This window comes from Catenulispora rubra (assembly GCF_015356825.1).
GTDB lineage: Bacteria > Actinomycetota > Actinomycetes > Streptomycetales > Catenulisporaceae > Catenulispora > Catenulispora rubra.
This window is the reverse complement of record NZ_JAACYW010000212.1, coordinates 1-20,208: the sequence shown is the minus strand read 5'-3', so window position 1 is coordinate 20,208 and position 20,208 is coordinate 1. Positions and strand designations below refer to the sequence as shown.

Sequence of the window (20,208 nt, the reverse complement as noted above, 5' to 3'; positions counted from 1 at the left end):
CCGGACTATCTGCGCATGGTCGGCGGGCTGTTCCTGTTCCATCCGCCGGAATTCCTGACCTACCGCGTCGAGATCGCGGCGGAGCATGCCGGGCATCCGATCGTGGCCGGGCTCGGGGATTTCGACGTCCACAGCGAGCAGTACTGGGTGATCACCGACGCCCGCGACACGGTGCTGGCGACGACCGGTGTTGATGCCCGAGACGGAGGTCAGGGCGGTGAAGCGGTGCCGATGCCGGTGGTGTGGACCCGGCGGTGGGGTGCCGGAAAGGTGTTCGTCTCGGCGGTCGGGCACCGGGTGGAGGACCTGCGCGAATCCACTGTCAGAACCCTGACGGAGCGCGGTCTGCTCTGGGCCGCGCGCTAGATCCGGCTCTCGGCGGGGGCGTTGACAGCCCCCTCCGGCCCCCTTATCTTTCATCGTTAATTAAGTCCGGTCGTCAGCGGGTGGACACCGGGCCGAAACATGCACGACCGGCAAGACAGCGAACGCGCAGGACCGCGAGCCCGTAAGACAGCGAACCCGTAAGACAGCGAACCGCCACGCAAAGACCAGTACGCAAAGAACCAGCACGCAGAGAATCAGGATCCCTGATGAGTTCTGTCAGCACCGCAGCGACCACCGCGACCGAGGCGGCCGAGTACACCGCCGAAGTCTTCATCGACGGCCGCTTCGAGACCCCCGCCGCGCCCTGGCGCCCGGTCCTGGACAAGGCCGCCGGCCGCGCCTTCGCCCGCTACGCCGACGCCTCCGCCGAGCAGGTCGACCGCGCGGTGGCCGCCGCCCGGCGCGCGCAGCCGGCCTGGGCCGACACCGACGCGAACACCCGCTGCGAGGTCCTGCGCGATTTCGCCGCGCAGCTCCAGCGGCGCCACGACGAGCTGATCTCGCTCATCATCCGCGAGACCGGCGGCACCGCGGAGAAGGCCGAGGAGGAACTCGGCCAGTCGATCAACCAGCTGCTGAACTCCGCGACCCAGCTCACCGAGAACGCCGGCTCGATCCTGCCGCCCTACAAGCCCGGCAAGATGTCGCTGTCCCGGGCCGTGCCGCTCGGCGTCATCGGCCTGATCGTGCCGTGGAACTACCCGATGAGCCTGGCGATGCGCGCCCTGGCCCCGGGCCTGGCCTACGGCAACGCCGTGGTCCTGAAGCCCGCCGAGCTGACGCCGATCGCCGGCGGCCAGGTGCTCGCCGAGGCGGCGCGCGCGGCCGGCGTCCCGGACGGCGTCTTCGCCGTGCTGCCCGGCGACGGACCGGCCACCGGCGCCGCGCTGTCGCAGCACCCGGGCCTGGACCTGATCCACTTCACCGGCTCCTACGAGGTCGGCGCCGCGATCCGCGAGCACGGCGGCCGCACCGGCACCCCGGTGATCACCGAGCTCGGCGGCGACAACGCCTTCGTCGTGCTCGACGACGCCGACGTCGACCAGGCGGCGAGCTGCGCGGTCTGGACCGCGCTGTGGTACCAGGGCCAGACCTGCATCAGCGCCGGCCGGCACATCGTGCAGCGCCCGATCGCCGAAGCCTTCACCGAGGCGATCGTGGAGCGCGTCCGCAAGCTCCGGGTCGGGGACCCGCTGCGCGAGGACGTGGACCTCGGCCCGGTGATCACCGCCGGCCAGCTCGCACGCTTCCACGAGGGCCTGGTCCTGCCCTCGATCCGGGCCGGCGCGCGGGTCGCGGTCGGCGGCGAGTACGACGGCCTGTTCTACCGGCCCACCGTGCTCACCGACGTCACCCCCGACATGCCGATCTTCCAGGAGGAGACGTTCGGCCCGGTCCTGCCGGTCACCGTCGTCGACACCGAGGACCAGGCGCTGGAGCTGGCCAACCGCCACCGGACGCTGATGAACTCCGTGTTCACCGGCGACCCGCTGCGCGGCTACGCGTTCGCCGAGCGGATGCACAGCAACGAAGTGCACGTCAACGACGGCTACGCCCGCCACGGCGGCGAAGGCCAGCTGGCCGGGTTCACCCGGCGGCAGTGGATCGGCCTGCAGACCTCGCCGGTGACCTTTCCGGCCTGGGCTGCCGGTGCATGACCAACCGTGCACGACCAACCGTGCACGACCAACCACCTAGGCACATGACGAACCACACATGACAATGCATTAAAGGAGGCAATGGATTGCGCACCAACCTCATGAGGGGCACCGCCGCCCTCACCCTGGCCGCCACCGCGCTGGCGATGACCGCATGCAGCTCCTCCAGCTCCTCGCCCAAGGCGGGCGACAAGGCCGGCGCCGCGAGCGGCGGCCACGGCAAGGTCACCCTGACCTACGTCAACTGGGACGGCGGCATGCAGGCCGCCGTCGACCAGTGGAACCAGGCGAACCCCGACATCCAGGTGCAGCTGAGCAAGCCCTCGGGCACCGGCTACACCCTCTACAACAAGCTGATCACCAACAACGCCGCCGGCACCAACCCGGACGTCACCGAGGTCGAGTACCAGGCGCTCCCGGCGCTGATCGCCAACAAGGTCATCGTGCCGATCGACCAGTACGTCGGCGACATCTCCGCCGACTTCGACAAGTCCTCGCTGTCCCAGGTGCAGTTCGAGGGCAAGACCTACGGCGTCCCGCAGAACGTCTGCCCGATGGTCTTCTTCTACCGCAAGGACATCTTCGACTCCCTCGGCCTCAAGCCCCCGACCACCTGGGACGAGTACGCCGCGGACGCCGCGACCGTCCACGCCAAGAACCCCAAGCAGTACATCGGCAACTTCTCGGCCGTGGACTCCGGCTGGTTCGCCGGGCTCGCGCAGCAGGCCGGCGCCAACTGGTGGACGACGTCCGGGACCACCTGGAACGTGGCCATCGACGACGCACCGACGCAGAAGGTCGCGAACTACTGGAGCAACCTGATCGACAAGGGCCTGGTCTCCCCGGAGCCGAACTGGTCCCCGCAGTGGAGCACCGACATGAACAGCGGGAACATCATCGGCTGGGTCAGCGCGCAGTGGGCGCCGAACCAGTTCCCGTCGGTGGCCAAGGACACCTCCGGCAAGTGGGTCGCCGCACCGCTGCCCGCCTGGACCGCCGGGGACCCGACCGTGGGCATCTGGGGCGGCGAGACCGAGGCGGTGACCTCGAACTCCAAGCACCCGGCCGAGGCCGCGAAGTTCGTCAAGTGGCTCAACTCCTCCACCGAGGGCGTCAAGACCCTGATCCAGCAGGTCGCGGCGTTCCCGGCCTCGCTGTCCAACCAGAGCCAGGACGCGCTGAAGACCCCGCCGCCGTTCATGTCCGACCAGCAGGACTACAACACGCTGATCGCGCAGGCGGCCAAGAACGTCCGCACGTTCCAGGTCTGGGGCCCGAACGCGAACGTCACCTTCGACGCCTACTCCAACGACTTCGCCGCCGCCCTGCAGAACAAGACGCCGCTGTCCGCGGCGCTGACGCAGATGCAGCAGGCGACGGTCGACGACCTGAAGAAGCGCGGCTTCTCGGTCACCGGCTGAGTCCGGAAGGACCGGCAAGCACAGGCAAGCACAGGCAAGCACAGGCAAGCACAGGAAAGGACAGGAAGAAGAGGCCATGAAGGCTCCTCGCCGCAGGCACACGGTGCTCCCGCAGGTCCTGCTCATCCCGGCCGTGGTGCTGTTCCTGCTGTTCACGGTGGCTCCGGGCGCCTACGCGATCTATCTCAGCTTCATGAAGCAGAGGGCCGGCGGAGGCCTGTTCGGGACCGACAACCCGACCACCGTCTTCGCCGGCCTGGAGAACTACCGCGCGGCGTTCGGCGACGCGGAGTTCTGGCACAGCATCGGCCGGATGCTGCTGGTCGCGGTGATCGGCGTGCCGGCCACGATCGGCTTCTCCACGCTGTTCGCGCTGTGCCTGGACGCCAAACGGACCCGGCTCGTCGGCTTCTCGCGGCTGGCGATCTTCCTGCCGTACGCGGTGCCGGGTGTGGTCGCCACGCTGCTGTGGGGCTTCATGTACCTGCCGGCGACCAGCCCGATCGGCGGGAACGTGGTGAACTACTTCGGCTCGCACACGGTGTTCTTCTCCGTGGCCAACGTCGCGGTGTGGGGCGTCCTGGGCTTCAACATGGTCGTCATCTACACCTCGCTGCGCGGCCTGCCGCGCGAGCTGTTCCAGGCCGCCGAGCTGGACGGGGCCAGCGAGCTGCAGATCGCGCTGCGCATCAAGCTGCCGCTGCTGGCCCCGACGCTGACCCTGGTGACCGTCTTCTCGCTGATCGGCGCGCTCCAGCTGTTCAACGAGCCGACCACGCTCAAACCGGTCACCAACGCGATCAGCTCGACCTGGGTACCCCTGATGCGCGTCTACACCGACGCCTTCGTGGACAACGACATCTACCGCGGGGCGGCCGCCTCGTTCCTGCTCATCGTGCTGACGGTCGCCGCCACCGTGGCCGCCAACACGGTGCTCCGTCTGACAGCGCGTAGGAGTGAACGATGACAGCGGCCACGACCGGGACGGCGAAGGCGGGCACGGCACGGACCGAGGCGACCGGCGCCGGGAGGAAGGCCGGGGGCCGGACGAACTGGATCCCGACCGTCATCCTGCTGATCGGCGCCGTGTACTGCGTGCTGCCGGTGGTCTGGATCGTGATCGCCTCCACCAAGACGAACAGCGAGCTGTTCTCGACCGCGCCGTTCGCGCCGTCCTTCCACGGCGGCTTCTTCTCCAACCTGCGCGCCCTGTTCGCCTACGACCACGGCATCTTCATCCGCTGGGCCGTCAACTCGGTGATCTACGCGGTCGGCGGCGCGACACTCTCCACGATCGTCTGCGGTTGCGCCGGGTATGCGCTGGGCAAGTACCGGTTCTACGGCAGCGTCTGGCTGTTCCGGCTGATCGTCGCGGCCGTCCTGCTCCCGCAGATCATGCTGGCCATCCCGCAGTTCCTGCTGCTGGCCAAGCTGGGGATGACCAACAACTACGCGGCGGTGATCCTGCCGCAGCTGGTCAGCCCGTTCGCGATCTACCTGTGCAAGATCTACGCCGAGGCGTCGGTCAGTAACGAGCTGCTGGAGGCGGCGCGGGTGGACGGGGCCTCGGAGTGGCGGATGTTCGCCTCGATCGGCGCGCGCCTGATGATGCCGGCACTGGTGACGGTGTTCCTGTTGCAGTTCATCGGCATCTGGAACAACTTCCTGCTGCCCTTCGTGATGCTCAACCGGGACCAGCTGTTCCCGTTGACCGAGGGGCTGTACGGGCTGCTGATCATCACCGGCGGCCAGGCCGCGCAGTACACGATCGTCATCGTCGGGGTGTTGGTGTCGATCGTGCCGCTGGCCGCGGTGTTCCTGCTGTTGCAACGGTATTGGCGAGTGGACCTGGTGTCCGGAGGGGTCAAGGCATGATCACACTTCCCCGGCTGGGCTTCGGCGCGGCCGCGATCGCCAACGACGGCGTCGGGCTCGGGCAGGCTCTGGACTGTGTGGAGGCGGCGTGGGAGAGCGGGATGCGCTACTTCGACACCGCTCCCATGTACGGGGCCGGGCACTCCGAGCGGCTGCTGGGCCTCGCGCTGCGCGGACGTCCGCGTGCGGAGTACGTATTGAGCACCAAGGTCGGACGCCTGGTCCGGCCTTCGCACCCGGATACCAAGCAGACCGGCGCCGACTGGATCTACGACTTCAGCCGGGAGGGGATCCTGACCTCGCTGGAGGAGAGCCTGCTGCGCCTCGGCGTGGACAGCGTGGACATGCTCTACATCCACGACCCCGACGACCACTGGCGCGAAGCCCTGGAGCAGGCGTGGCCGACGGTGGCGCGGCTGCGTGACGAGGGGGTGGTGCGCGCGGTCGGCGTCGGCATGGTGCAGGCGCCGATGCTCACGCGCTTCATCCGGGAGACTGATCCGGACCTGGTGCTGGCGGCCGGCGTCTACACGCTGCTCGACACCCAGGCCCTGGACGAACTGCTGCCCGAGGCCGAGCGGCGCGGCGTCACCGTCGTCGCGGCGCAGTCGCTGCACGGCGGGCTCATCGACGGCGTCGCCAACGCCATGTTCCGCTACCGTCCGGTCGACGAGCAGACCCGCGCGAAGGCGGCGCACATCGCGAAGGTGTGCCACGAGTTCGGGGTGCCCACGGCCGCGGTGGCGTTGCAGTTCCCGCTGGGGCATCCCGCGGTGCGCTGCGTCCTGACCGGCCCGGACTCGCGCGGGCAGTTGGCGCAGAACCTGGAGTGGGCCGCGCAGCCGATACCGGCGGGCGTCTGGATGCGCCTGCGAGAGGAGGGTTTGCTGTCGGAGGAGATGCCGGTGCCGTCCGCTGATCTGGCGACCGCCTAGATCACTGGGATCGTCTGGACCGCCACCTGGATTACTACAACTCGGTTACCACTCGAACAGAGTTCCCCGAAGACCCGCCGCTTCCGGCGCCAGCAGCTAGATTAATAAGGACTCTGCAAACCGCAGCGTCCACCCAGGCTCCGGCGCCACAGTCCCTTCCGGAGGGCGGATCTCGATGCGGACGCGGTCAGGGCAGCCTCAGGCGTTCCACCCTGCCCGGATCGGGCCCTACGAGGTGGTGCGGCGCCTCGGCGCGGGCGCGATGGGCGAGGTGTACCTCGCGCGCTCGGCGTCCTCGCGGCTGGTGGCCGTGAAGACCATCCGGTCCGGGCTGGCCGAGCATCCCGGATACCGTCGCCGGTTCGCGCACGAGGTGGACGCGGCCAAGCGGGTCAGCGGCGCGTTCACCGCGGCCGTGGTGGGCGCCGACCCGCACGCCGATCTGCCGTGGCTGGCCACGGTGTACGTGCCCGCGCCGTCGCTGGAGGAGCTGGTGGCCACCTGCGGACCGCTGGCCGTGTCGGCGGTGCGCTGGCTGGCCGCCGGCTGTGCCGAGGCGCTGGAGTGCGTGCACCGGGCCGGGCTCGTGCACCGGGACTTCAAGCCCGCCAACGTGCTCGTCACCGCCGACGGCCCGCGGGTCATCGACTTCGGCCTGGCCCGCCGCGACGGACTGCCCCAGGGCACGGCCGCCGGGATGGTTCTCGGGACGCCGCTGTACATGGCGCCCGAGCAGGCCGCGGGGGAGCCGGTCGTCGGACCGGCCGCCGACGTGTTCGCGCTCGGCGCGACGCTCTACCACGCGGCCACCGGCGCCGCGCTGTACCAGGAGGAGAAGGCGGTCGGGGTCCTGCTGCAGAAGATGCGGCGGCCCCCGGACCTCGCGCAGGTGCCCCGGGAGGTGCGCGGGCTGGTCGCGGCCTGTCTGGCGCTGAAGCCGACGGACCGCCCGACGCCGGCCTCGCTGCTCGCCGCCCTGGCGCCGCACCTGGCCGGGGCCGACTCCGCGCGGCCGCTGCCCGACGCGGTGCTGGAGTACATCGAGGGGTATCGCAGCGAGCAGATGGAGCTGGCGCGGACGCGGCGGTCGACACCGGACGCGGCGAGCGAGGGCTCGGAAGACGAGACCCATGTCGCGGTGCGCTCCGCCGACAGCTTCGGGGATCTGTCAGAACCCGTGGACGAGACGGTGTTCACCGGCGACGGGGCCTTCGACGTCGAGGCCGGGACCGCCGACGACTCCCCGGACGGCGACCCGCGGCCCCGGCATCCGTCGCTGCCGCCGGACCAGGACGGGTCGCACTGGGTGCCGGCGAGCCGGGCCGCGTCGAGCCGGCGGCGGGCCCGAGCCGGCTCCGGCGTCGGGCGGTGGGGACCGGGCCGGTGGCAGCGGCGCTCGCCGATGGGGCCGGCGGTGGTCGCGGGCAGTGTGGTGCTGGCGATCGGCGCGGCGACCATCAGTGCTCTGTTTCTCGCCGGTGTGGTGACGCTCGGTTCCAAGGACTCGAATTCGACGCAGGCGGGGGCCGGGCCGGCGGCGGCTACCGGGGCAACCAGTGGGGTGACTGGCGGGGCAACCAGTGGGGTGACCTGCGGCCGGCCCGCCGGCTCGCCTCCCGGCTCCCCGCCGCCGACCGCCTCGTCGCCTCCGCCGACCCGCAGCGGTCCGCCGCTGCAGGGCCCGCCACCCGGCGGAGGCCCGCCGCAGGGTCCGCCACCTGGCGCGGCGACCGTGGTCGACGGGACGCGGCTGGACGTCCGGCCGCCGTTCGGCGACCCCCGGACCACCTTCATCCTGGAAGGCGTCGGGTGGCCCGCGGGGCAGACGGTCACGGTCACGTTCCTGGACGCCGCCGTGCCGCAGGCCACGACCGTGGTCGACGGGAGCGGGACGATCAGCGTCGCCCTGGACCAGGGAGCGGGCTCGATCGTGCTGCCGGACGGTCGGTACCACGTGCGGGCCTCGTCGGGGAACCGGTCGTTGTCGGTCTCGTTCGTGGTCGGGCCGCCGCTGAATCCGTGACGCTGAATCCCTGACGCTGCCTCTGGAACGCCGGCGCGCGGCCGGGCCGGAACGCCTCTTGACTTCCCAAGAGCACCGGATCAGATTCCTGATGCGTTCTGACGCATCGTCAGGTCTCGGATTCGGAGGGCCCCATGCCCGAGCACGGAACAGACCTTTCCCGCCGCCGCGTCCTGCAGGGTGCCGCCGTGGGGACCACCGCCGCTCTCTTCGGCGCGGGAGCTTTCGGCAGTGCGAATGCCTACGCCGACGCTCCCGTGCTCGGGACGTACGACGTCGTCGTGGTCGGCTGCGGCGCGGCCGGGATGACCGCCGCACTCACGGTCGCGGCGCGCGGTCTGTCGGTGGTGGTCGTCGAGAAGGCGCCGACGTTCGGCGGCTCGGCCGCGCGTTCGGGCGCTGGGATCTGGATCCCGAACAACTCGGTGATCCTCGCCGCCGGCGTCCCCGACACCCCGGCCCTGGCGGCCGAATACCTCGCGGCGGTCGTCGGCAGCGGTTCTCCTGCGGCGCGCCAGGCCGCGTTCCTGAACAACGGACCGGCGATGCTGTCGTTCGTCATGGCGCACAGCCCGTGCCGGTTCAAGTGGATGGACGGCTACTCCGACTACTATCCGGAGCTGCCCGGCGGGATGCCCGGCGGCCGGTCGATCGAGCCGGACGTCATCGACGGCAACATTTTGGGATCGGAGCTGGCACACCTGAACCCGGCCTACCTGCCGGTGCCGGCCGGGCTGGTGGTGTTCAGCCAGGACTACAAGTGGATCAACCTGGCCGCGGTCAACGTCAAGGGCGCGGCGGTCGCCGCCGGGGCCGCAGCGCGCGGGGCCGCCGCCGCGCTGGCCGGGCAGAAGCCGCTGACCATGGGGCAGTCGCTGGCCACCGGGCTGCGCGCGGGGCTGATGCAGGCCGGCGTCCCGGTGCTGCTGAACACGCCGCTGACGGACCTGAACATCGTCAACGGGAGTGCGGCGGGGGTGGTCGTCACGCAGAACGGCACGCCGGGCCTGATCAACGCGCGCCGGGGCGTCATCGTCGGCTCCGGCGGCTTCGAGCACAACGGCGCGATGCGCGCGCAGTACCAGCAGCAGCCGATCGGCACGAGCTGGAGCGTCGGCGCGAAGGAGAACACCGGCGACGGCATCCTGGCCGGCCAGCGCGCCGGCGCCGCGCTGGCGCTGATGGAGGAGGCCTGGTGGGGCCCGACGATCCCGAGCGGCGACGGGCCGTACTTCTGCCTGGCCGAGCGGACGCTGCCCGGCGGGCTGATCGTGAACCAGGCCGGGCACCGCTTCGTCGACGAGGCGGCGCCGTACGTGGACGTGGTGCACACGATGTACCGGCAGAACGCGACGGCGCCCGACATCCCGGCCTGGCTGATCATCGACCAGAACTTCCGCGACCGCTACGTCTTCCGCGACATCCTCCCGACCCTCCCGTTCCCTGCCTCCTGGTACCAGAACGGCTCGGTCTACCGGGACCTGACCCTGTGGGGCCTGGCGAACCAGATCGGCGTCTCCCCATCCGCGCTGACGAACACCGTCACCCACTTCAACGGCCTGGCCTTCACCGGCACCGACACGGACTACCACCGCGGCACGAGCGTCTACGACCACTACTACACGGACCCGGCGGTGATCCCGAACTCGTGCCTGGCGCCGCTGTGGCTCGCGCCGTTCTACGCCCTGCGCATCGTCCCAGGCGACCTCGGCACGAAGGGCGGCATGGTCACCGACGAGCGCGCACGGGTCCTGCGAAGCGACGGCTCAGTGATCCCCGGGCTCTACGCGGCGGGCAACGCGAGCGCCGCGGTGATGGGGCACAGTTACGCCGGGGCGGGCTCGACCATTGGGCCGGCGATGACGTTCGGGTACGTTGCAGGCAACGATATTTGAGCTCGGGTGGGGGAGGACCGCGTGATCGGTCTGGGTGTCGTCGTGCTCGTGCTTGTCGTCGTCGCTGTCGCGATCTCTCGGGGGAGGGACTGAGCTGCGGGGCGATGCTCGGTGGCGGTCAGCGTCTTGGCGCACCACTGCTCGAACGTGGTCGGCGAGGCGGTCTGGGGAGTGCGGGCTACGCCGTCGGCGACGGCGACCATGGGCGTCTTGCGGTCGCCGTCCACGCAGTCGAGTCGTGCTCCCGAGCCACCTCGCCGCGATGGCCCTGGCCGCCCGCAGCGACGTCGTCTGCCTCGTCCCGGCCGCACTCCCCGGCGCCGCTCCCTCGCCGCTGCCTCGCCGCTCACCGCCGACGCCCTCGGGCTGCGCCTGCTCGACGTCCCGGTGGCCCTGCCGCCGCTGACCATCGGCATCGCCTGGCACCCCCGGCACACGGTCGACGGCGCGCACCACTGGCTGCGCGGCGCGGTGCGCCGGGTTCTCGTGCCCTCGTAAGCGCATCACGCCTCGTCCGAAGAGGTCGGATATCATTCCGCGGTCGCCGTTGATCAACACCTGAAGCCCGGGAGGCCGTCCCATGGAACCTGTCACGCTGATCACCGGAGGTTCCAGCGGAATCGGTGCGGCCACCGCCCGCGCGCTGCTCAAGCAGGGCCACCGCGTGGCGGTCACCGGCCGCGACGCCGACAAGCTGGCCGCGTTCGCCGCCTCCGCCGAAGCCGAAGCCGGGGCCGAAGCCGAGTCCGAGTCCGAAACCGACTCCGGAAACCGGCTGCTGACGATCAACGGCGACGCCGCCGACCCGACCGACGTTGCCGCCACCGTCCGTCAAGTACTGGACACCTGGGGCCGCCTCGACACGGTCATCGCCAACGCCGGCTTCTCCCTGCCCGGCACCCTGGAGGACCACGACCCCGACGCCATGCGTGCCATGGTCCTGACCAACGTCCTCGGTCCGGCCCTGCTGGTCCGCGAGACGCTGCCGCACCTGCGGGAGTCGAAGGGCCGCATCGTGGTCGTCGGCTCGGTCGCGGGCATCCGGTACACGCCCGGCAACCTGTACTCGGTCACCAAGTGGGCCGTGCACGCGCTGGTCGAGAACGTCCGCCTGCTGGTCGCCAAGGACCGCGTCGGCGTCACCCTGGTCGCCCCGGGCGTCGTGGACACCCCCTTCTGGGATGAGCGCGGCGGATCACCGCAGGCGGCGCCCACGCTCACCGCCGAGCAGATCGCCGCCGCGATCCTGTTCGCCGTCAACCAGCCCGAGGGCGTGGACGTCAACCAGCTCGTGGTGCGGCCCACCGGCCAGCTCGGCTGACCTGCGGCAAGGCCTCTTAGCCCATCGGGGCGAACCCCGGAATGGCGCGCCTGCCCGGGGGAGAAGAACCCTGTCATGAGGCCGCTGACCAGGGTCGCCGCGTTCGCCGTGACGGTGGCGATCGCCGCGTGGGCCGGGGTGGAGACCACGCGCCACGGGTCGTCTCAGCCTGCGCAGACCAGAGCCGTGACGGCGACCGCCGAAGCGCCGCCGCACCTGCACGTGCCCTCCCGCCTGGCCCCGGAACCGACGCCGGCCGCGCTCGTCCCGCCGGCCGTCGACCCGGGCACCCTGCCGCAGACCCGCGCCCTGCCGAGCAGCGCCGACCAGCAGTTCCAGGCCCGGCTGCGGGTGCTGTGGCAGGGCATCGTCGACGACGATTCGCAGGAGGCACACCCGTTCTTCTTCCCGAAGACCGCGTACGTGCAGCTCAAGGCCCTGTGGAACGCCGCCGGCGACTACGACCACCGCCTGCTCGGCTACTTCGACCTCGACGTGCACGCCGCGCACCGGCTGCTCGGCGCGGGTGCGCAGCGGGCCCGGCTGGTCGGGATCGACGTGCCGGCCGGCAACGCGGAGTGGATGACGCCGGGATCCGAGGAGAACAAGATCCCTTACTACCGGCTCTACGGCTCGCGCGTCAGGTACACGCTCGACGGCGTGCCGCACTCGTTCGGCGTCTTCTCGCTGCTGTCGTGGCGCGGGCAGTGGTACGCCGTGCACTTCGGGCCGTGGCCGCGCTGGGAGCGGTACGGGGACGTGTTCCAGGCCCGGTGAACCCCTGGTGAACCCCTCGGGGTTATCCCTGAGATTGCGAAATCGGCCGTGTGCCTGACTGTCGAGCCGGAAGCCTGTACCTTGTGCAGGTGAGCGAGGCGCACAGCACGTCCAGCACCGTTCGACGCCTCATGCTCGGCTCCCAGCTGCGGCGCCTGCGCGAGGCGGCGCACATCACGCGGGAGGCGGCGGGTTATGAGATCCGCTCCTCGGAATCGAAGATCTCGCGGCTGGAACTCGGGCGCGTCGGCTTCAAGGTCCGCGACGTCGCGGACCTGCTGACCCTGTACGGCGTCACCGACGAACGGGAGCGCGAGCCGCTGCTGTCGATGGCCGACGCGGCGAACGCGGCCTCCTGGTGGCACGGGTACCACGACGTGCTGCCCAGCTGGTTCGCCAACTACGTCGGCCTGGAGACGGCGGCCAACCTGATCCGCACCTACGAGGTGCAGTTCATCCCCGGCCTGCTCCAGACCCCGGACTACACCCGCGCGGTGGTGGCCAGGGGCAACACGGCCCTCGACGCGGACGTCGAGCGCCGCGTCGCGATCCGCCAGGAACGGCAGCACGTCCTGTCCCACGACGAGAACCCGCCGCGCTTCTGGGCGGTGCTCGACGAGGCGGCCGTCCGGCGCCCGATGGGCAGCCCGGAGATCATGCGCCGGCAGCTCTCGCACCTGCTGGAGATGATGGACCGGCCGAACGTCACGGTGCAGCTGCTGCCCTTCGAGTGCGGGGCCCAGGCCGCCGACGCCGGCGCCTTCACCATCCTGCGCTTCGCCGAGCAGGACCTGCCGGACGTGGTCTACCTGGAGCACCTGTCCGGGGCGCTGTATCTGGACAAGCCCGACGACGTGGACGTGTACCTGCAGGTGATGGAGCGGATCAGTGTCAATGCACTGACTCCGGCGCTCACCGCCGAGGCGCTGGGCAAGCTCATCAACGAGTTCTGATCCGTCACGCGATCTCGGGCGGCGCCCGGGCGACGAGCGTTGAGTGCTGAGTGCTGAGCGGCGGGGCTTTTCCATTCGTCGCAACGTGCCATTAACATGGGTTTTCAGCCAGCACGGAGAGCATCACGGAAGGCACCACCCATGGCCCGGACGCAGCCCGCGACCGAACGCGCGACGGAACCCGCAACCGAGCCCGCGACCGAGCCCGCGACCGAGCCCGCGCGGCGTGGCGGCAGGCCGCCGCTGAGCGAGTCGCGCAAGGACGAGATCCGCCTGGAGATCGCGATCGCCGCGGTGCGCCTGTTCACCGAGCAGGGCCTGGACGGCACGTCGGTCGCGCAGATCGCGGACGCCGCGGGCATCGCCACCCGCACGCTCTGGCGCTATTTCCCCAGCAAGGAGGCCTGCGCCGGGCCGTTGCTGTCGTTCGGCCTGGACCGGTTCACCTCCTACGTGCGCGACCTGCCGGCCGGTCGTCCGCTGGTCGAGGCCGCCGACGACACCCGCTGGTTCAGCGACGCCGCCTCCCCGACCCGGGTGCTCCTGGTCATCGACCTGCTGCGGCTCACGCACACCGAGCCGCTGCTCGACGCGGTGTGGAGCCGCTGCTACTCCGAGGCGGTGGCGCCTCTGGCGCAGGTGCTGGCCGAGCGCTTCGGGCTGTCGCCCGACGACCTGCGGGTCCGGGTCAAGGCCTCGATGCTGCTGGCCGCCATGCACCAGGGCCTGCGGCACTACGTGTGCCGCGCGCCGGGGGAGCACGGGCTGTCGCTGGAGGACACCATCCGGGCCTCGGCGCGGATCGGGCTGGCCGCGGCGGAGGCCGGGGACGTGTGATCGGCGCCACTCGGCGATTTACTGTCGCGGTGTGCCATTTAATCGGTAGGGTGGGCGAGCTGCCGGACGGTGTCGTCCGGCGCCCGCATCCCTCTTTCCGATCTGGAGCCGTCGCACCATGCCCAGACGTCCGGCGGACGCCTCGCGTCCCCACTACAACGTCATATTCGCGGTCCTTCTCATAGGCATCTCCGCCTACGCGGTCCTGCAGTCGCTCGTCGCCCCGGTCCTGGCGACCTTCATCACGGCCCTGCACACGACGCAGGACACTGCGACGTGGCTGATGACGGCCTACCTTTTGGCCGCCTCCGTGGCCACCCCGATCCTGGGCCGCATCGGCGACAAGGTCGGCAAGGAGCGGATGCTGGTCATCACGCTGCTGGCGCTGACCGTGGGCTCCGGGCTCGCGGCGCTGTCGCACACGGTCGGCCTGATGATCCTCGCCCGCGCGATCCAGGGCCTGGGCGGCGGCCTGCTGCCGCTGTCCTTCGGCATCATCCGCGACGAGTTCCCCGCCGAGAAGGTGAACGCCGCGATCGGCCTGGGTTCGGCGACCGTGGCCGTCGGCGGGGGCCTGGGCCTGCTGATCGCCGGCCCGATCGTCACGCACCTGAACTACCACTGGCTGTTCTGGATCCCGATGGTCCTGACCGCGATCGCGACCGTCGCCTGCTGGCTGTGGGTGCCCGAATCCCCGGTGCGCACCCCCGGGAAGATCAGCTGGGGCGCGGCGGTGCTGCTCTCGGCCTGGCTCGTCATGCTGCTGCTGGCCGTCAGCGAGGGCCCGACGTGGGGCTGGGGCTCGACGAAGGTGATCGGCCTGTTCGTCGGCGCCGTGGTCTGCCTGCCGCTGTGGATCTGGACCGAGCTGAAGTCCAGCGCCCCGCTGATCGACATGCGGATGATGCGGCTGCCGGCGGTGTGGACCACCAACGTCGTCGCGATGCTGTTCGGCGTCGGCATGTACACGGTGATGACGTTCCTGCCACAGCTCGTGCAGACCCCCAGAGCGGTGGCCGGCTACGGCCTGAGCGCCAGCATCACGCAGTCCGGCGTCTATCTGCTGCCGATGACGGTCTTCATGTTCCTGCTCGGCATCGCCGCCGCCCCGCTGGCCAAGCGGATCGGCCTGAAGGCCGTGCTGGTGCTCGGCTGCGTGGTCAGCATCCCCGGCTTCGCAGCCCTCGCACTCGGACATTCGCAGGGCTGGCAGATCTACGTGGCCTCCGGCCTGCTCGGCGTCGGCATCGGGCTGGCGTTCTCCTCGATGTCCGCGATCGTGGTCCAGTCGGTCCCGGCCTCCCAGGTCGGCGTTGCCAGCGGCATGAACGCCAACATCCGCACCATCGGCGGCGCGATCGGCAGCGGCGTGGCGGCCAGCGTGCTGGCCTCCGGCGTCAGCGTCGCCCACCCGATCCCGAAGGACTCCGGCTACACGACCGTGTTCTGGCTGCTCGCCGTGGCCGCGGTGCTGGCGGCGCTCGCCGCGCTGATCATCCCCGCGGTCAAGGGCCGGCCGGCGCCGCCGGACGGGCAGCTCAGTGTCGACGACGCAGAGGTGCCCGCCACCGTGTGATCCGGTTGCTCCGGTTGCTCCGGGCGGCTGGCGGTCTCGGCCAGCCGCCCGGAACTCGTCGGTGCCGCGTGACATATTCGCACCATGCTCGAAACCACCGAAGAACTGGCCGCCCTGCAACAGCTTCTCGACGCCAGCGCCGCGGCCGCCGGGCCGCACATGCGGGACATCATCACAGCTGATCGTCGGATGGACGCCCCGGCGCTCGCCGAGCGTCTGCAGGGCATGTGCCTGATCACGGTGGCGACCGCGACCGCCGACGGCCGTCCGCTCACCGGCCCGTTCGACGGCTACTTCCTGCACGGCTCGTGGTGGTTCAGCTCGGGTCCGGAGGCGGTGCGTATCCGGCACCTGAAGGCGCGCCCGGCGGTCAGCGCGACGTACCTGCCGGGGGAGGAGCTGGCGGTGACGGTGCACGGCCGGGCCGAGCTGTTCGATCTGCACGGTCCGGACTGCGCGGAGCTGCGGCAGGCGATGCTGGACCACTATCTGCCGAAGCAGCCTGACTTCCAGGAGTGGATGGACGGATTGACCGGGGCGTTCGGCGTGCGCATCGAGGCGGGGAAGCTCTTCACCTTCGCGAGCGTCTGACGCAGGCTTGGCGCGGGCTTCTTTCCCGCCTGCGGCCGGGGAACCGGCACGTCGAGGAAGCCGCGCAGGACCTCGGTCTCGGTGTCGCCGGTGCGGTTTCGTGCGCGGTTTCCGGTGCGGTTCGCTGTGCTGTTTTCGGTGCCGTTCGCGGTGCGGTGCAAGACGTGGCGTCGGCCCCGCGCGGCGCCGCGTCCGTCGCTAAAAACGATTCAAAGCAAAGGCGATCTCGTCCTCGCCCGACAACGCGTCATTCAACTAAGGGCTCTGGTTAGATCCCACTTTGTCCGGGGTATGAATCGTTTCAGCACTTTGCGACTCCCCCTCCCCACACCGTCTCCTGCTCGGAGTCCCTATGCGCATACGTCAGGGCACGTCCTTGCGCCTCCTGTTGAGCCTGGCGTTGTCAGCCTGGTCGCTGACCGCCCTGAGCTCGCCGCACGCCGCGGCCGCCGCCTCCACCAGCCCCACCGTCTGGACCCTGGACGCGACCGACCGCCCGTTCTCCTCCTCGACCCCGCCCAGCGGCGCGCCGACGACCATCAACCTGTACGCCGCGCGCAACGACTACGAGGCCGAGCAGATCCTGGTGCGTTCGTCGTCCGCGCTGAGCGGCGTCACGGTCGTCCCGTCGCCGCTGGTCGGTCCCGGCGGGGCGACCATCCCCTCCTCCGGCATCACCGCGCGGTACGAGTACAACATCCCGAACATCCAGAAGGTCGGCCACGTCCAGACGCCGCCGGACGGCGGGACCGCCTACTACGACGCCCTGATGGACGACAGTCCGCAGTCGGTCGCCGCGAACACCACGTTCGCCAGCTACTACGAGGTCTACGTCCCGGCCGGCCAGACGCCCGGCGTCTACATGGGCGGCGCGGTCGTGATGACCAGCCGCGGCCCCGCGATGGTGCCGGTCACCGTGACCGTCTACGGCTCCACGATCCCGCCGACCGCCCAGTCGACGTTCCAGATGAACAACTGGTTCGGCTCCGCGGGCTGGGACTACATGGGCACCGAGGCCGACGTCCCCAACGAGTACGGCGTGCAGATGTACGACGCCAACTGGTGGACCGTCGAGGGCAACATCGCCAAGGACATGGCCAAGCACCGGAACAACGTGATCTACGCCGACGCTGAGGCGCTGGCGATCCCGGACACGACGGTCGACGCCTCGGGGAACTTCACGTTCGGCTGGAGCACCTTCGACCGCTTCGTGAACCTGTTCGTGAGCAGCGGGGCGATGCAGTACCTTTACACGCCGACCCTGCTGGAACCGAGCCCGACCCTCGGCGGCGCGGACGAGCAGGTGGACACCCTGGTGCCGGCGAACGGCGTCAGCGGCGCGGTCGCGCACGTGCTGTGTCCGGTGAACGCCGGCCCGGCGAACGGCTGCCCGGACACCACCAAGTGGCTCAACGCGTTCTTCCCGGCCCTGAAGGCACACCTGGACGCCATGGGCTGGACGAACCACTTCTACATGAGCGGCCTGGACGAGCCGTACGCCAGCCAGCAGGCCACGGCGGCGAACTGGTTCTACGCGATCTACGACAAGTACTTCCCGAACCCGCTCACCAACGAGGCGCAGGCCAACACCTTCACCGGCGACGCCGGCTACCTGACGGCCGAGACCCCGCAGACCCCGGTCTACGCCTCCGACGTCGCGCTCTACCAGAACTACCGGATCAACGGGAAGAACCTGTGGCTCTACACGTGCATCTCGCCGCAGGGCATGTACATGAACCGGTTCACGAGCAACTACCTCGACGAGACTCGGCTCATCCCGTGGCTGGTGTGGCAGATCGGCGGTGTCGGGTACCTGCACTGGGGCTGGAACTACTGGCACGACGACTTCTCGCCGCCCTATCCGGCCGCTGACACGTTCAACGACGCGCAGACCGGCGACCACTGGATCGTCTATCCGGACAAGGCCGACTACGCGGTCTATGACAGCGTGCGGAGTGAGGCGCAGACCTCGGGGATCCAGGACTACGAGCTGCTGCACCAGCTCTCGGCGGTGAAGCCGGACGCGGCGCGGACTCTGACCGAGACGCTGATCACGAACGCGACCTCGTACGACACCTCGGGTTGGGACGTGGAGGCGCGGCACAAGCAGCTGCTGGACGAGCTCGATGCGGCCAGCGGCGATCTCGCGCTGCCGTTCAGCGACGACTTCAGCGGCGGCGACCACTTCTGGACGCACACCAGCGGGTCGTGGTCCACGAGCGGTGCGGAGTACACGCAGTCCAGTGTCTTCAACTGGGGTTACGTCTCATATGTTCGGGGGCGCGGCTACGGTGACGTCTCGGCCAGCGTGGACTTGCAGATCAGTGGCGTAGAGGGCGCCGACCACACCAACTGGGCCGGTCTGATGGTGCATTCGGTGAACGGGACCGATATGGACTCCGGGTACCTGGTCGCGCAGCGGGACAACGGGCAGCTGTTCGTCTACCGCAGCGGTACTACGTTGGCTTCGGCGAACGTGCCGGGTTACGTTCCGGGGCAGCGGACGCATCTGCGGGTGGTCGCGCGGGGCAATACCCTGACGGTGTACTCCGGGACCGGGCAGGCGCCGGTGCTGACGGTGAGCGACAGCGGGTTCGGGATGGGCGACGTCGGATTGGTCACCGGCGGGGCGAGCGCGAACTTCTGGAACGCGCGGGTGATGCCGACGTCGGTGGATCCGGCCGAGTCCTCGACGATCACGGCGTCCAGTTCCTACCAAGCCGACGGCTGGGGGACCCGGGCGGCGGTCGACGGCCAGCGCTCCTCGACGGCGAGCGCCTTGGGATGGACCAGCCAGGTCGGCGTCACCACCAGCCACACCGAGTGGGTGCAGCTGGACCTCGGCACGGCGCGCTCCCTGGACCGCGTGGACCTCTATCCTCGCGACGACGGGGCGAACGTCGGCGTCGGGTTCCCGGTGGACTTCACCGTTCAGGTGTCGGCGGACGGCTCGAACTGGACCACGGTGAGCACCCAGACCGGGTATCCGAAGCCGGGGGACCAGGACCAGGCGTTCCCGTTCGCTGCTACGACGGCGCGGTACGTGAAGGTCACGGGGACGAACCTGGGCGCCGACGCGCAGGGGAACTACGTGATGCAGTTCGCTGAGATCGAGGCGTTGGGTGGCGATCTGGCGCTCGGGCGGCCGGCGAGCACGTCGAGTTCGGCGGAGGACACTGCTGTCGGGTGGCTGACCGCCAACCTGACGAACGGTGCGCACCATACGGATCAGGGTGCGTCCTCGGGGTGGACCAGCGCGGCGTCGAACTCGCCGAACACTACGCAGTGGGCTCAGGTGGACCTTGGCGGGGCGTCGCTTGTCAGTCACGTCACGCTCTGGCCTCGGGATGATGAGCCGGATACGGGGATGGGCTTCCCGTCGGCGTTCACCGTCCAGGTGTCGGCGGACGGGACGAACTGGACCTCGGTCGTGGCCAGGCGTTGGTATCCGCAGCCGAGCGCTGGGGGCGGGCAGACGTTCGGGTTCGCGAGTACGCAGGCTCGGTACGTGCGGGTGACGGCGAACAGGCTGAGCGCGATCCAGTCTGGGAGCTATGCGATGCAGCTGGCGGGGATGTCGGTGACGTAGGCACAAGGTCACGCGCGCCGTAGGCTGCGCCATATGCAGCGCGTCTGTTTCCTGTTGAAGGTGAAGCCCGAACTCGCCGCCGAGTACCAGGCACGACACGAGGCGGTATGGCCCGAAATGCTGGCGGCGCTGAGCGCATCCGGCTGGCGGAACTACTCACTGTTCCTCCAGCCGGACGGCCTCCTGGTCGGCTACCTGGAAACCGACGACTTCGACGCGGCGCTAGCCGCCATGGCCGCGACCGAGGTGAACGCGCGATGGCAGGCCGAGATGGCGCGGTACTTCGAGGGGCTGGACGGCGGGGCGGCGGATGCGGGGATGGTGGCGCTGGCTGAGGTGTTTCATCTTGAGTGAGGGGTTGGGTTTGGGG

At 70.1% G+C, this 20,208-nt stretch carries 16 protein-coding genes and 1 pseudogene; all 17 read left to right on the top strand.

Annotation, left to right across the window (positions count from 1 at the left end):
• On the top strand, positions 1–366 hold a 366-nt coding region (locus GWK61_RS38730; RefSeq protein WP_194916686.1), incomplete at its 5' end, for a ThuA domain-containing protein.
• A 227-nt stretch (positions 367–593) separates the two neighbouring features.
• The gene (locus tag GWK61_RS38725; protein ID WP_194916685.1) at positions 594–2,045 is read left to right on the top strand and encodes an aldehyde dehydrogenase family protein; all 1,452 of its coding nucleotides are present in this window, start codon (positions 594–596) and stop codon (positions 2,043–2,045) included.
• A gap of 86 nt (positions 2,046–2,131) precedes the next feature.
• Positions 2,132–3,466, top strand: coding sequence for an ABC transporter substrate-binding protein (locus GWK61_RS38720; protein ID WP_194916684.1), 1,335 nt, complete (start codon positions 2,132–2,134; stop codon positions 3,464–3,466).
• A gap of 76 nt (positions 3,467–3,542) precedes the next feature.
• Positions 3,543–4,433, top strand: a complete 891-nt coding sequence (locus GWK61_RS38715) for a carbohydrate ABC transporter permease (RefSeq protein ID WP_194916683.1) — start codon at positions 3,543–3,545, stop codon at positions 4,431–4,433.
• Positions 4,430–5,341, top strand: coding sequence for a carbohydrate ABC transporter permease (locus GWK61_RS38710; protein ID WP_194916682.1), 912 nt, complete (start codon positions 4,430–4,432; stop codon positions 5,339–5,341). The genes GWK61_RS38715 and GWK61_RS38710 overlap by 4 nt, the downstream gene beginning before the upstream one ends.
• Positions 5,338–6,276, top strand: a complete 939-nt coding sequence (locus tag GWK61_RS38705; RefSeq protein ID WP_194916681.1) for an aldo/keto reductase — start codon at positions 5,338–5,340, stop codon at positions 6,274–6,276. Before GWK61_RS38710 ends, GWK61_RS38705 begins: the two co-directional genes overlap by 4 nt.
• A gap of 175 nt (positions 6,277–6,451) precedes the next feature.
• The gene (locus GWK61_RS38700) at positions 6,452–8,299 is read left to right on the top strand and encodes a serine/threonine-protein kinase (RefSeq protein WP_194916680.1); all 1,848 of its coding nucleotides are present in this window, start codon (positions 6,452–6,454) and stop codon (positions 8,297–8,299) included.
• A 134-nt stretch (positions 8,300–8,433) separates the two neighbouring features.
• Complete coding sequence (gene kstD / locus GWK61_RS38695; RefSeq protein ID WP_194916679.1) at positions 8,434–10,194, top strand: 3-oxosteroid 1-dehydrogenase; 1,761 nt, start codon at positions 8,434–8,436, stop codon at positions 10,192–10,194.
• 226 nt (positions 10,195–10,420) lie between these two features.
• A pseudogene (locus GWK61_RS38690) lies at positions 10,421–10,692 on the top strand (type 2 periplasmic-binding domain-containing protein); the annotation flags it as partial.
• 82 nt (positions 10,693–10,774) lie between these two features.
• Positions 10,775–11,515, top strand: coding sequence for an SDR family oxidoreductase (locus GWK61_RS38685; protein ID WP_194916678.1), 741 nt, complete (start codon positions 10,775–10,777; stop codon positions 11,513–11,515).
• A gap of 75 nt (positions 11,516–11,590) precedes the next feature.
• Positions 11,591–12,292 carry a hypothetical protein gene (locus GWK61_RS38680; RefSeq protein WP_194916677.1) on the top strand — a complete coding sequence of 234 codons (702 nt, stop codon included), beginning with the start codon at positions 11,591–11,593 and terminating at the stop codon, positions 12,290–12,292.
• Positions 12,293–12,381: 89 nt separating this feature from the next.
• Complete coding sequence (locus tag GWK61_RS38675) at positions 12,382–13,245, top strand: Sco1979 family transcriptional regulator (RefSeq protein WP_323747947.1); 864 nt, start codon at positions 12,382–12,384, stop codon at positions 13,243–13,245.
• A gap of 141 nt (positions 13,246–13,386) precedes the next feature.
• The gene (locus tag GWK61_RS38670) at positions 13,387–14,082 is read left to right on the top strand and encodes a TetR/AcrR family transcriptional regulator (protein ID WP_194916676.1); all 696 of its coding nucleotides are present in this window, start codon (positions 13,387–13,389) and stop codon (positions 14,080–14,082) included.
• A 118-nt stretch (positions 14,083–14,200) separates the two neighbouring features.
• Positions 14,201–15,658 (top strand): MFS transporter, encoded by a 1,458-nt coding sequence (locus tag GWK61_RS38665; protein ID WP_194916675.1) that lies wholly within the window; start codon positions 14,201–14,203, stop codon positions 15,656–15,658.
• A gap of 84 nt (positions 15,659–15,742) precedes the next feature.
• Entirely contained in the window at positions 15,743–16,249 is a 507-nt protein-coding gene (locus GWK61_RS38660; protein WP_194916674.1) for a pyridoxamine 5'-phosphate oxidase family protein, read from the top strand.
• Between the two features lie 352 nt (positions 16,250–16,601).
• Positions 16,602–19,838, top strand: coding sequence for a discoidin domain-containing protein (locus GWK61_RS38655; RefSeq protein WP_194916673.1), 3,237 nt, complete (start codon positions 16,602–16,604; stop codon positions 19,836–19,838).
• Positions 19,839–19,871: 33 nt separating this feature from the next.
• The gene (locus GWK61_RS38650) at positions 19,872–20,192 is read left to right on the top strand and encodes an L-rhamnose mutarotase (RefSeq protein ID WP_194916672.1); all 321 of its coding nucleotides are present in this window, start codon (positions 19,872–19,874) and stop codon (positions 20,190–20,192) included.
• The last annotated feature ends 16 nt before the right edge of the window (positions 20,193–20,208 follow it).

What these genes read in the sequence shown, in the direction of transcription:
- GWK61_RS38725 (WP_194916685.1), top strand. Translation starts at nt 594, where the DNA reads ATGAGTTCTGTCAGCACCGCAGCGACCACCGCGACCGAGGCGGCCGAG.
- GWK61_RS38715 (WP_194916683.1), top strand. Translation starts at nt 3,543, where the DNA reads ATGAAGGCTCCTCGCCGCAGGCACACGGTGCTCCCGCAGGTCCTGCTC.
- GWK61_RS38710 (WP_194916682.1), top strand. Translation starts at nt 4,430, where the DNA reads ATGACAGCGGCCACGACCGGGACGGCGAAGGCGGGCACGGCACGGACC.
- GWK61_RS38705 (WP_194916681.1), top strand. Translation starts at nt 5,338, where the DNA reads ATGATCACACTTCCCCGGCTGGGCTTCGGCGCGGCCGCGATCGCCAAC.
- GWK61_RS38700 (WP_194916680.1), top strand. Translation starts at nt 6,452, where the DNA reads ATGCGGACGCGGTCAGGGCAGCCTCAGGCGTTCCACCCTGCCCGGATC.
- kstD (WP_194916679.1), top strand. Translation starts at nt 8,434, where the DNA reads ATGCCCGAGCACGGAACAGACCTTTCCCGCCGCCGCGTCCTGCAGGGT.
- GWK61_RS38685 (WP_194916678.1), top strand. Translation starts at nt 10,775, where the DNA reads ATGGAACCTGTCACGCTGATCACCGGAGGTTCCAGCGGAATCGGTGCG.
- GWK61_RS38680 (WP_194916677.1), top strand. Translation starts at nt 11,591, where the DNA reads ATGAGGCCGCTGACCAGGGTCGCCGCGTTCGCCGTGACGGTGGCGATC.
- GWK61_RS38670 (WP_194916676.1), top strand. Translation starts at nt 13,387, where the DNA reads ATGGCCCGGACGCAGCCCGCGACCGAACGCGCGACGGAACCCGCAACC.
- GWK61_RS38665 (WP_194916675.1), top strand. Translation starts at nt 14,201, where the DNA reads ATGCCCAGACGTCCGGCGGACGCCTCGCGTCCCCACTACAACGTCATA.
- GWK61_RS38660 (WP_194916674.1), top strand. Translation starts at nt 15,743, where the DNA reads ATGCTCGAAACCACCGAAGAACTGGCCGCCCTGCAACAGCTTCTCGAC.
- GWK61_RS38655 (WP_194916673.1), top strand. Translation starts at nt 16,602, where the DNA reads ATGCGCATACGTCAGGGCACGTCCTTGCGCCTCCTGTTGAGCCTGGCG.
- GWK61_RS38650 (WP_194916672.1), top strand. Translation starts at nt 19,872, where the DNA reads ATGCAGCGCGTCTGTTTCCTGTTGAAGGTGAAGCCCGAACTCGCCGCC.